The sequence below is a fragment of the Chryseobacterium takakiae genome, assembly GCF_900129385.1.
GTDB lineage: Bacteria > Bacteroidota > Bacteroidia > Flavobacteriales > Weeksellaceae > Chryseobacterium > Chryseobacterium takakiae.
The window spans coordinates 371,072-383,900 of sequence record NZ_FQVO01000002.1; the positions used below are offsets into that span (position 1 = coordinate 371,072).

Here is a 12,829-nt window from a genome sequence, read left to right on the forward strand (position 1 = left end):
CTTAAAAAAAATGAACGGGTAAATTAACGATTAAATTACAACAATTCCAAAATTTCCTGAACAGCATCCTTTCCTCTGTTTTTGGCGTAATAAATCTGAAGGTCATTATAAAAAAGATCTTTAGGATAAGCCACAGGATCAGCTTTATATTTCATTAATAATTCTGTCCCGAATTTCGGACGCGGTCCCCATGAATTTTTAATCTGAAAATCTTTATCCATGATAATCACTTTAGGGATTGATTCTGTTCCGTTTGTCAAAAACTGGCTGATTAAACTTTTGTCGCTGTCTCTCAGGAAAATACGCACTTCATTTCTGCCCTCAAAAAATTTAACCAAAGCCGGCACCGTAGCGCTCGCATCACCACACCATACTTCGGAGATGATCAGTATTTTACCATCAAAATTTTTGGCTTCAAGCTCTTTCAGCTGATTTTCATCCGGAACATATTTCTTTAAGGTTCTGTCGATTCTTTGAAGTCCCAGTTCGTAATATTGTTTATAATCTGCTTCCTGCTGATTGGCAGGGTTTTCTAATCTTTGTCTTCCCGTTTTCACATACTCTTCAAAAGAGATGCTTTGGTCCCAGTAATTTTTCATTACTATTTATATTAAAAATTGTTGATATTTCTTGTTTTATTAATCAGGAAGAGATCTGCCAGAACGAATGCTGCCAGGCTTTCCACCACCGGGACGGCCCTTGGAAGCACACAAGGATCATGACGCCCTTTTCCTTCTACAATTACCGGATTTCCGTTTTTATCTACACTTTCCTGCGGTCTCAAAATCGTTGCTACCGGCTTGAAGGCTACGCGGAAATAGATGTCCATTCCGTTTGAAATTCCCCCTTGAATTCCCCCTGAAAGATTTGATCTGGTAGTAAAGTCTTCGTTAAAAAGATCATTATGATCTTTTCCTGTCATTTTAGCACCACAGAAACCGCTTCCGTATTCAAATCCCTTGGCCGCATTAATGTTCATCATCGCTTTGGCCAGTTCGGCCTGGAGTTTTGAAAAAACCGGTTCGCCAATTCCTACCGGAACATTTTTGATGACACAGGTAATGGTGCCACCAATGGTATTTCCTTCTTTTTTAATCTCTTTAATTCTTTCGATCATTTTTTCTGCCGTTTCCGGATCAGGACACCGTACTTCATTACTTTCCGTTTTTGAAAAGTCGAGGGCCTGGTAAGGTTTTTCACAGAAAATTTCACCTACGGAAGAAACGTAAGCATTGATTTCGATGTCGGATAACAACTGTTTTGCTAAAGCTCCGGCAACCACCCAGTTCATGGTCTCTCTTGCAGAAGATTTTCCGCCGCCGCGATAATCCCTCAGTCCGTACTTTTGATCATATGTAAAATCGGCATGGCTCGGACGGTAAGATTGTGCAATATGATCGTAATCCTTTGATTTCTGATTTTCATTTTCGATGATAAAACCAATGGGAGTTCCTGTTGTTTTTCCATCAAAAATACCTGAAAGAAACTGCACCGTGTCACTTTCTTTCCTTTGAGTTACGATCGCAGACTGTCCCGGTTTTCTGCGGCCCAGTTCATATTGTATTTGATCAACATCAACCTGAATTCCTGCCGGGAAATTGTTGATGATTCCGCCGTATGCGGAACCATGGCTTTCTCCGAATGTTGTAAGGCTGAGAAGATTACCTAAAGTATTTAACATACTACAAATTTACGGCTTTTTATCCAGATTTGAAATGAAGGTTATCTGTTCTGTTGATAGGTTTTTTTTATGGAATACATTACTTTTTCCGCTTCTGTTTTTTGTATCGGGGTTAATTTTTTCCAGATAAACCCATGATGTATATTTTCTTCATCTGCCAGCTGTGGGAAGATTCCTGCTTTAATATTACTGTAAATATAACTTTCAGAAATAGCGGGAAGTTGCGTATCAAAATTATAGGGATAATTTTTTGAAACATTAAACTTTAAATTACCGATTTTGTAAGAGTTGAAATTATTGTAATGATAGGCAGAAGGTTTGTACAGTTGTTTTATTTCATATTTGCCCATAAAACTTCCGGGCCTGAAATTTGGAAGATAAGTTTTGAGAATATCAGGCATCATTAAAAAGCTGATGATAATCATGTTCAGAACAAAAAATAGTGCAAGAGATGTTTTCCTGTTAAAGCAACCTGCCAAAAAAACTAAGAAAATTACAAAAAAAACATCGATGAAGAATCTGTACTGCGCTGAAAACAAAAGTACAAGAATGCTTTTAATGATAAGAGATACACAAATTAAAGTAATGATCTTGTTCTTTTTAATGATGGCAAAAACAATAAATAGGAGGAGGCTTACTATAAAAAGTATATTGATTTTTGATTTGATTCCCTCTAAAAGAAACCAGTTTCTAATATAATCTATAGCAGAAAAATTCCTGATTTCTTCATAAGAATATTGCATGTCATAGGTCTTCTGAATGGCAAACCGGGAAGATATTTTGAGAATCTCAGGATTGGGCTGCCAGTGTACTCCTAAATTCGGGAGAGCGACTGGAAAAATGGGATATCCGAAGGTGTATATATTTTTAATAAAAAAAAACAGAATGATAGCAAGTCCTGGCAATACACTGTTGAACTTTGATTTAATTATAAAAGTTGAATATAAAAACCCCAGAATAGGAAGCCATATCATGGTTGGTTTTATTATGAAAACAAATGATGAAAAGACAAATAATGAAACTGCTGAACTATTTCCTTTCATGATTTCATTTAAAATAATTAAAGAAAATACAATTACCGGTAAATCAGGACTCGGCGATTGGGAAAACAACAGCAGAACCGGAATAATGCATAATTGTATCCAGCTCTTTTCTTCAATGATATACAAGATATATACAATAAGCAATATGGAATTGATTCTTAAAAAAGGATCTGAAAAATTAGAGAATCCAGCTTGAAATATGTGCCAGACCGACATTTGTCCCAAAGTAATATCCAGATTTGAAATGCCTTTTACCATTCCGTATTCATTAAGCCATTTGATGGTGGGGGCATAATAACCGTAATGGTCCAAAACAAAAGGATAGAAAGATGAGCAAAAGATAATGATTATTGAAGCGGTAACAATTATGATACAATCTTTTTGAGAAAATGCGCGGAACTTTTTATACAAATGGTCTTTAAAAAAAAATAAAAGACCTATAAATATGGAGGGGATTTCTACGTAAAAATTTAAAGGCGTAAAAAATGAAAGTATAGTGAAGATAATGCTCAATACTAAAATTCCTGATAAAGCATAACCCGCGACTCCTTTGATGTAAGGTGTTAATACATAATGTATTATCTGTCCCCATCCCATAAAGGAGGGGATCAGAATGACTGTGGAAAGGAGCATTAACAGCATAAAAAAGATTGCTTAAAAATAAGCAATCTTTCTATGTTATCGTAAAAAATAATTAACGTGGCTGTACTCTTCCGCTTTTTCTGTCCTGCGCTCTACCTAAAGTGTAACCTGTGGCACCACCAATTACACCACCAATAGCGGCACCGGCACCCGGACTTTTCTTGTTAACAATCGCTCCCAAAGCAGCACCGCCGACAGCACCAATAATAGTTCCTTTAGCAGCTTCACTCATTCCTTTTTTCTGCGTTGTACCCTGAGACGCACTTGTTCCATTATTGGCATAAGATCCATTGCTAGAGCTTGAGCTAGGTCTGTCTCTGTAAACCGTATGCGTTTCTCTGATTACCTGAGGCTTCGCATTGGCAGCAGCTGTTTTAGCTTTCTCAACTTCAGCAATACTGTCTGCTTTTTTTTGCGTTTCGTAAGCTATTTTTTCTTTTTCAATAGCTAATTTTTGCTTTTCTATTTCCAATTGTCTCATCTGGAATTCCATCTTTTGCTGCTCCAGAGATTTTTCGGCTATCTGATCATCTTTTTTACAGGCCGTCAGTGCAAATACTGATAATAATCCTGTTAACACTATAGTTTTCATAATTCAAATTTTAATAGGTCTCAAAGACCAGCTTTGACGCAATAGTATTTTCAATTATGACGCCAATAGTCAGTTAAGTAATGTTAAAATTTTAAAAAAAATATTAAAAACATCCTGATATGTTTGCTAAATACGCATTAATAAAGGCTTTATAAATATAACTTTTAATTAATTTTCTCTTTGTGTTGAATTAATATAAAATGGGTAATTTTATCGCTCCAAATCTTATTAATATGAAAAATATAACTTTTAAATTAATGCTGCCTCTATTACTGGCGATGCTTAACGGATGTTCATCCAACGATGATTTTATAGCTCAGGATAAAAATATTCCTGTAGCTAAAAAAGAAATTTCTAAAACTCAAACTTACACGATCCGTTATGGACTGATCTCACAGAATGGTACCAAAACTCTTTCCGGCAGCTATGACGTGGGAAGTTTTGTTGCTACCAATACCATTACCGGTGAGTCTTTCGAAACGTATGCAGGTGGAGGTTTTCAGACATTACCACAATATTATGAAGGAATTCCTGAGGGGACTTATACCTTTACGGCAATGCAAGGGCAGGGTGGCTGGGTAGGATATGGCTCTGTTACGGGGATAGTGTCTTATGATCAGGTGGATGGTGATGGCTATATTACGATATATATTCCTATTATCTGGGAAGAATAGTTTAACGTATTGCAGAGAAAATTTTATAAAATTTCAGGTATTTTGCAATATTATGATCTCACTCATATTATTATTTAGGTTTTGTATATAATTTTGACCCAATATCAGACACCAAAAAATTTTTATATGAAAAAAGTAATGCTATTAATGCTAGGAATAAGTCTTTTTGCGGTAAGCTGCAAAAAGGAGCAAACGCAGAATGAAAACAACTCGATGAGTGATTCTGCCGGTACAGGAACAATGACTCCTGATAATACAACAACCGGAACGGCAATGGATACCACAGCAAGTGTTAGAGACAGTACAATGAACCAGGGAAGCGGGACAGGAAACCAAGCTACAAACCCTAATCAGAATACAGGATCCAACAGGGGAACTCAGAGTTCTTCAGGTACCAGAACGGATTCCGCGAGATAATGACACTTTTTTAGACCCCATATACCCTTTTTTTAAAACTCCTCACGACCCTTGAGGAGTTTTGTTTTTATAATTTAATTTCAAATGTTTTAAAATAAGAAGAATTGGTTTTTTGTGATTCCAATCATAAATATTGATTGGTTTCATATTTAACTTTACTACAGAATTAAATTAATTGATTCTATAAAAATTTTTTTTCATCATTTGTGTTTTAGGGTCTCTTTACGGAGATCCTTTTTTTTTAGTATGTTTAATACTGTTTCATAATCATATAATTCTGCTTTATTAATAATAAAAGTGTAAGTAGATCGTTAAGTGTAAAGTAATATAATATTATTTTTGATAAATTTTATATCATCATGTTCGGTATTTTTTATAAAAAACATGCTGTTATATGCTTTATATTATCAAAAAACGAATTAGATTTGCAAGGATTAATATTAAATGATAACTTATGAAGAAAATTTCTACTTTTATAGTACTTCTTCTGTGTTTGTTAAATTTAGGCGCCATACCGGATGCCTATGGACAGACACCTGCTACATTACCGTATTCACAGGATTTTAACACTGCTAATGATTTCACGCTCCTCAACGGGAGTGCGACTAACAAGTGGTTTTATGGTGCTGTTACCGGAAATACAGGCAGTTCTATTTATATCTCGGATAATAATGGAACCGCTAATAACTACAATACCAACTCCTCGAGTGTTGTACATGCTTACAGGGATATCACAATACCTGCGGGATCCTCAATCGCCAATTTTTCATTTGATTGGAAAGGAGAAGGAGAATCCGGTTGGGATTACCTCAGAGTATGGCTTGTTCCGGCTACATTTACACCTACTGTAGGTACTCAGATTACCACCGGAACAGGAAGAGTTCAGGTAGGAGAGTTTAATCAGCAATCTACATGGCAAACGTATAGTAATCCCAGTCTGAATATCGCAACTTATGCGGGATCAACTATGAGACTTGTGTTTGAATGGAGAAATGATGGTATTTTCGGAACACAACCGCCCATTGCGGTTGATAATGTTAATATCAGTATTCCGACTTGTATTATGCCTTCCGGTATGGCTGTGCCAACTGTAGGAACTACCAGTGCTACTTTAACGTGGAATGCTCCTACGCCTGTACCCGCATCAGGATATGAATATTACCTGAGTACTACTAACACACCGCCTACTGCTGCAACACCAGGAGTTGCGAATGCAGGAACTTCCGTGAGTCCGGGAGGGTTGACTACTTCCACTACATATTTCTGGTGGGTACGTTCAATTTGCAGCACCAGTGATAAAAGTGTTTGGGTAGCAGGTCCTTCATTCTCGACTACTCAGATACCGGCTACAATCCCTTATACACAGAATTTCTCTACTGCAAACGACCTGCAGCTTTCTAACGGAACTCAGGTTAATAAGTGGGTATATGGTTCTGCAACAGGAAATCCTGCCAACTCATTATATATTTCCAATACCAATGGAACTACCAATGCTTACAACACAGGATCATCAAGTGTTGTTCATGCATACAGAGATATTATTGTTCCTGCGGGAACAACGGATGCTACCTTAATGTTTGACTGGAAAGGAGATGGTGAATCTAGCTGGGACTATCTGAGAGTTTGGATGGTGCCGGTAAGCTTTGTGCCTACTGTAGGAACCCAAATCACCACCGGTGGTGGAAGAATCCAGGTAGGAGGGAATATGAACCAACAAACAACATGGCAAAATTATTTCAATACGGGGCTTAACCTCAGTTCTTTTGCAGGAGGCGTTATGCGTCTTGTTTTTGAATGGAGAAATGACTCTTCAGGCGGAACACAACCTCCTATTGCTATTGATAATATTAATTTAAGTATTCCTACATGTAAAGTTCCGATAAATGTTCAGGTAACAAGCGTAGGCTCTAATACGGCATCTATAAGCTGGACAGCTCCGTCACCAGCACCTGTAGGAGGATATCAGATTTACCTTACAACAACGAATGTACCTCCGATAGCCTCAACTGCGCCGACTTCAACTTCAGCCACAACGTCTGCAACATTATCTCCTTTAACGCCAAATACAACCTATTATTTCTGGGTACGTTCGGTGTGTGCGGGATCAGACAGAAGTTTCTGGGTTGCGGGGCCAAGCTTTACCACAACTCAGATTCCTGCCACGCTTCCTTATATACAACAGTTTACTACAGGAAGTGATTTAGGATATACCAACGGAACTCAGGTTAACAAATGGGTATATGGCTCTGCAACGGGAAATACTGGAAATTCGCTTTATATTTCCAATACAAACGGAACAACTAATGCCTACAATACAGGATCATCAAGTGTGGTTCATGCATATAGAGATATTGCAATTCCGGCAAATACTACTACTGCTACATTCTCATTTGACTGGAAAGCGGCTGGAGAATCAAGCTGGGATTATCTGAGAGTATGGCTTGTACCTGCTACGTTTATGCCTACGTCAGGAACGCAGATCACTGCAGGAACAGGAAGAATACAAGTAGGTGGCAATTATAATCAGCAGACAACATGGCAAACTGTTCTTAATCCGGCATTAAATATTTCAAGCTTTGCAGGAACTACCATGCGTCTTGTTTTTGAATGGAGAAATGACTCATCTGGCGGTACACAGCCTCCTGTTGCAATTGACAATATTAATGTACGTGTTTGCAGCACGGCAACTCCTGTTGTGACGCTTGGAACACCTACTCATAATTCAATAGTATTAACATGGCCTCAGGATACCGGTGGAGCAAGTTATATCATCAACTACAGACCGCAGGGAACGGGTGCGCCTTGGCAAACAACAAATGTTGCGGCAGCTCCTTATCCGCAGCCTACCAATACAGCAACATTAAACAACCTTTTATCTGCAACATTATATGAAGTACAGGTAATTGCAGTATGTAACGGTAATCAGGGTACGCCTTCCAATAATACATTCACTACGAGATGTGATCCTACCCCTCCGAATGTTACCATCAGTAATATTACAACGAACTCGGCTTTAGTTACGTGGTCGCCGCTGGCAGCAAGCTCACATTATTTTATCCGATACAGAATCGTAGGAAGCGGAAATGGTGGCTGGAGTGCAAATATCCCTTTGCCTGCAGCACCTGCCAATACATTCCCTCTCACAGGATTAAATGTATATACTTCTTATGAAGTACAGATTGCCAATATGTGTGATAATGAAAATACAATGAACCCATGGTCTAATCCTAAAGTATTCACTACGGAAAGAACATGCGAAATTGCTCCTCCCGGATTGACGATTACCAATCTTACTACAACTACGGCTCAGGTTACCTGGGATCCTTTCCCTGGTGCAACATATGTGCTGAGATACAGAAAAGTAGGTATTCCGAGCTGGACAACCGTAACATCCAATACCAATACCATTACATTAACAGGTCTTTTGGAACTTACACAATATGAAATGCAGGTAGCAAATGTTTGTAGTGGTACTACAGGAAATTATACATTATTGTATCTCTTCACAACACCTACAATAGTATATTGCCAGATGGCAGCTACTACTTCATCTTCTGAATATATTTCAAAAGTAACGGTAACGCCAAACGGAAAACCGGAAATGGTAAACCAATCCGTAGCTTCCAACTATAGTGATTATACAGGAGTAACGGCAAAATTCATTGAATTGATTCAGGGATCTCCTAATAATAAAATTACCATTGAGAAAAAAATCTCTGGAAATACTAATGCAGGGGTTGCTGTGTGGATTGACTTCAACAGAAACGGATACTTTGATATCGATGAAAGAGTTTTCGTTTCAGGACCTAATAACGAGCAAACGATAACGGGAACATTCTCTGTGCCTATTGATGCGTTTATCAGCCTTACAGACTTTAAATATGTCGTAATGCGCGTTGCTCTTCAGAAAGACGGAATTCCGGTAAACTGTACAACTGTTCCTAATGGTGAAGTAGAAGATTATACCGTAAGAATCTCTAAACCGATTGTACCGAATCCTGTAAATCAGGAAGACATCCTGATTTATCCAAACCCGGTAAAAACGGTATTGAATGTAAAAAATATCAGCGGTAAAGCCAATTATAAAATCTATAATGCTACAGGACAAATCATATCGACAGGGATTATCCTAAACAATAAGATTGATGTACATACGTTGATCAATGGTGTTTATGTTATTGATATTGATGATGTAAAGGGTACTGCCCAGAAGAAATTTATTAAGGAATAAAAACATCCTTAAATGATATAGCAAAGCTCTCAGAAATGAGAGCTTTTTTATTATATTTTAACATTTTTTAAATGATTGTTTAATTTTCAGATATGTTATTTTATTTTGAAAATCGCATCTTAACCCCCTTAAATACAGGAGGCATGAGAATCACCGCATCTTAAAGTTATTTTAAATGACTGATAAAATTTGTTAATTGATACAAATAAATCTTTTAAAAGGCTTTTAAAAAATAATACATTTCTTAAATTTGCAGTCACTCATGTTTAATTTGAGTTTTCATGGTTATTAGTTTTTATCCTCGTAGCAATACGGGGATTTTTAATATCCAGACTATTTCTATGCCATCCTGTGCGGATTAATTCCGGTTTTTACAATATAAAAATATCTTAAACCTGGAATTGCTGCTATAATGCTTACAACTCTCATCAGTAAACGATGATGGAGATTTTCTGAAATCATCAAGGAATTTCCGACTCTCTTCTGCAATAGCAGGAATAATAAGATAATCGAAAAGAGTTTTGGTAAAAGCACTTGAATTTTTAAGAATCAGTTTTTTGTGTTTTAAAGCTTTAGTAAATGTCATCATATAGGTTTTGTTACAAATGTAATAAAACAAAATATACGGATTATAAAAACAATAGATTATAATCATCTTTTATAATAAAAATTATGTATACATTTGCAATTGATTCTCATGTTTAATTGAGTTTTCATGGTTATTAGTTTTTTAGCCCCTGTTTATTCAGGGGCTTTTTTATTTTAAAGATAAATGTCATTATCATAAAATTTTATATTCATTAAAATTTTAACACTTTCCCATATTTACTGGCATAGTAGTTGAATACTTAACCGCAACTATTAAAAAATTCTTAAAGGAACTTACAATATTCTCGGAGAAATCTGAGAATATTTTTAAAGAAACACCATCACTTAAATATTAATTTTTTCATTTTAATCCTCCGCCGTGGCCGGGGATTTTTTGATTTTTAGTACATCATATCTTGCATAAAATTACTTACCCATTTTTATATTATTAAAATAATATCAGAATATTTAAAGTGCCAAAGCCAGTGCAAGAACTTATACGCTAACTATTAAGTTATCATTAAATAGCTCCGGAAGATGGATATTGTTGTTTTATTATCATTTTTTATCACACCAAAAAACCAACTTTATTAATGTATCGTATATAAAGTTGTAAAAATACAGCTCATCAATTTGAGTTTTTCATGGTTATTAGTTTTTAGTCCCCGGATCATTCCGGGGTTTTTTAATTGAATAAGAAAATAATTCTTAACAGCTATACAAATATGTCGGAAAGATTTTAAAGATTTAAATTCAAGAGAAAAGCAGAAGCGAACTTGCTCTTTTTAAATTAAACAGACTAGTATGAGCCAGTCTTTATGTTTCTATAGATTAAGCAATTATAATTCCCTTATCGATCACTAAGTTGAAATACATAAACAATTTCATTCCTGTACGTTTTGAAGAATTTTTATTAAATCTACAGATGCAAGTGCAGGGAAAATATCAATTACTTTATTAAGAATAGCAAGTTTCAAGGTTTTATCTCCATCTTTATTATATGAATTTAGCTCCGGAAATGCTTTTTTAATCGCTATTTCTAGCTGATGACCGTTATATAGTAGAAACCATTTTGGTAGATTTACAACTTGTCCATTTACCAAATCACAGCTAAACATTTCTTCAGTTTCTACTTTACAGTGTTTTTTTATTTTATTTAATACTGCATCAATAATAATCTGCAATCTGTCATTGTCAAAATTTTGAAAACTTATATAATTTTCGTTTGTATTTAATCCAAGCTCATCTGGTTGTATTATACCTTCAATTAACATAAAGATTGCTAATAAGATAGGGTCAAGTAAATAGTTTTCTATTGCATATCTATTTCCTTCTCCTAGAACTTTTATATATTCATTTGTGATATTATGGCTGTCAAAGTCAATGATACCAAATATAAATCTATTGCCATTACCTCTTAAAGTATCACAAATATTAATTACCTGCTCACAATTAGAAATCTTTGTTCCATTTTTATTTGTTCTGCTTTCTCCAGAAGAAATAAATGCTATGGAAATTTCGTCAATCAATTCCTTATTATAAATTTGATATAATCTTTCATAATAATCAACATCATTTTGGCTTTCAACAAAAACCTGTCTTCGATTTTCATAGTTTACACTAAATGATGGAACCCCTTCTGTCAGAATCTTTAAAGCAGCATCTTTTGTTGTTTTCTTTATCACATCCTGATTGCGGTCCATTACATATATACTATCCTCAGGACTTAAAGCAACGGTTGTTGGATTATGTGTTGTTAGTATAACCTTTATGTTTTTTTGATTTACAAATACTTCTTCAATGACTTTTAGAAAATCTTTAATCATTGAAGGGTGAAGCCAGGCATCACATTCATCCATGAGCAATATCTTTGGAATTTTAAAATTTGAGTTAAAATTGAAAATACTCAGAATTGTTAAAATAATAACCTGCTCGCCAGATGACAATGAACTAAATACCATTTTTTCTCTAGATTTTTTATGTACAAAAAATACATGGAAATTATCTAAATCGCTTACATCACTAGTTTCTATTTCATATTCTACTTGCATAGAATCAAACATTTTATTAACAGAATCCCAGGGAGCAATACCAAAAGTTTCTGCAAATTCTTCATCGGTAAGAAAGGAAACGTTTCTTCCCTTTGTATTTAAAAATTCATTATACGAATTTGTATGTAGTTTGTTAGCATACTCCAAACAATCCCAAAGAAAATCCAGATTGTATAGACCACCTCTGATATTAGCACTATTGACTGGGGTATATTTCATAAAATCATCTTCAGTTAATTCGTCAATTTTTTTACCAGACATTTTAGCAATAATGTTAACGGTCTTTCTTAAAAAATCCTTTTGTCCTTTTTGCTCAAGAAAAAAGTCCGTCTTCTTGCCTTTATACATTTGATAAATATCATAATGTCTGGCCGGATCATTCATTGATAAAGACTCCTGTGCTATATTAAAGGAATTGTTGTTTAATAGAGTAATCAAGGAATCATTAGATGTAATATCATTAGAAATAGTTTGGGATTTTATTCCTTTTAATAGATTGGTTTTACCAGATCCATTTTTTCCCGTAATAACTGTGAAATTCGGTAGCTCTTTCTCAAAATTAGGGAAAAATAAATAGGGACTTTTAAGTGTTAGTTTCATAGTTCTTTAGTTTTTCCAAAAATACAAAAACTTGATTCATTTTCACACTCAATCCAATTGATCTATATTTTTTTCCTTAGTCTTACGGCTAGGGATTTGTCACTAAATTTTATATCATAAAGATAAAAATTTATGAAAATTTAATAGTTTGATAGTGATCCTTGATTTTTAGATAACGAAAAGTATAAGAAGCAAAAAACCTCTCTGGGATTAGAGAGGTTTGAGGTACCTAGCGGATTCGAACCGCTGTAGATGGTGTTGCAGACCACTGCCTAGCCGCTCGGCCAAAGTACCATGTCTTTACCATTTT

8 protein-coding genes and 1 tRNA gene are annotated in these 12,829 nt (G+C 35.2%); 3 read left to right on the plus strand and 6 right to left on the minus strand.

Annotated features, from left to right (window positions below; all coding sequences use genetic code 11):
• Nucleotides 1-35: 35 nt before the first annotated feature.
• From BUA76_RS04785 to BUA76_RS04800, 4 genes are read right to left on the minus strand one after another with little or no spacing between them, the layout of a single operon-like run.
• The gene (locus BUA76_RS04785; protein WP_072883663.1) at nt 36-599 is read right to left on the minus strand and encodes a thioredoxin family protein; all 564 of its coding nucleotides are present in this window, start codon (nt 597-599) and stop codon (nt 36-38) included.
• A gap of 11 nt (nt 600-610) precedes the next feature.
• Entirely contained in the window at nt 611-1,681 is a 1,071-nt protein-coding gene (gene aroC / locus BUA76_RS04790; RefSeq protein ID WP_072883664.1) for a chorismate synthase, read from the minus strand.
• A 41-nt stretch (nt 1,682-1,722) separates the two neighbouring features.
• The gene (locus BUA76_RS04795; RefSeq protein WP_072883665.1) at nt 1,723-3,366 is read right to left on the minus strand and encodes an LIC_10190 family membrane protein; all 1,644 of its coding nucleotides are present in this window, start codon (nt 3,364-3,366) and stop codon (nt 1,723-1,725) included.
• 52 nt (nt 3,367-3,418) lie between these two features.
• Complete coding sequence (locus BUA76_RS04800) at nt 3,419-3,958, minus strand: YMGG-like glycine zipper-containing protein (RefSeq protein ID WP_072883666.1); 540 nt, start codon at nt 3,956-3,958, stop codon at nt 3,419-3,421.
• 233 nt (nt 3,959-4,191) lie between these two features.
• Here BUA76_RS04800 and BUA76_RS04805 point away from each other — a divergent pair, with 233 nt between their 5' ends.
• The 3 genes from BUA76_RS04805 (at nt 4,192) to BUA76_RS04815 (ending at nt 9,280) form a co-directional block, all read left to right on the plus strand.
• Nucleotides 4,192-4,632 (plus strand): hypothetical protein, encoded by a 441-nt coding sequence (locus tag BUA76_RS04805; protein WP_072883710.1) that lies wholly within the window; start codon nt 4,192-4,194, stop codon nt 4,630-4,632.
• 126 nt (nt 4,633-4,758) lie between these two features.
• Nucleotides 4,759-5,049 carry a hypothetical protein gene (locus BUA76_RS04810; protein WP_072883667.1) on the plus strand — a complete coding sequence of 97 codons (291 nt, stop codon included), beginning with the start codon at nt 4,759-4,761 and terminating at the stop codon, nt 5,047-5,049.
• Nucleotides 5,050-5,503: 454 nt separating this feature from the next.
• A complete protein-coding gene (locus tag BUA76_RS04815; protein ID WP_072883668.1) occupies nt 5,504-9,280 on the plus strand; it encodes a fibronectin type III domain-containing protein in 3,777 nt (1,258 codons plus the stop codon).
• Between the two features lie 1,472 nt (nt 9,281-10,752).
• Here the strand turns inward: BUA76_RS04815 and BUA76_RS04820 are convergent.
• Together BUA76_RS04820 and BUA76_RS04825 are read right to left on the minus strand one after the other, a co-directional pair.
• Nucleotides 10,753-12,519: an AAA family ATPase gene (locus tag BUA76_RS04820; protein WP_072883669.1), complete on the minus strand. Its 1,767-nt coding sequence runs from the start codon at nt 12,517-12,519 to the stop codon at nt 10,753-10,755.
• Between the two features lie 223 nt (nt 12,520-12,742).
• Nucleotides 12,743-12,813, minus strand: a tRNA-Cys gene (locus BUA76_RS04825).
• Nucleotides 12,814-12,829 lie beyond the last annotated feature (16 nt).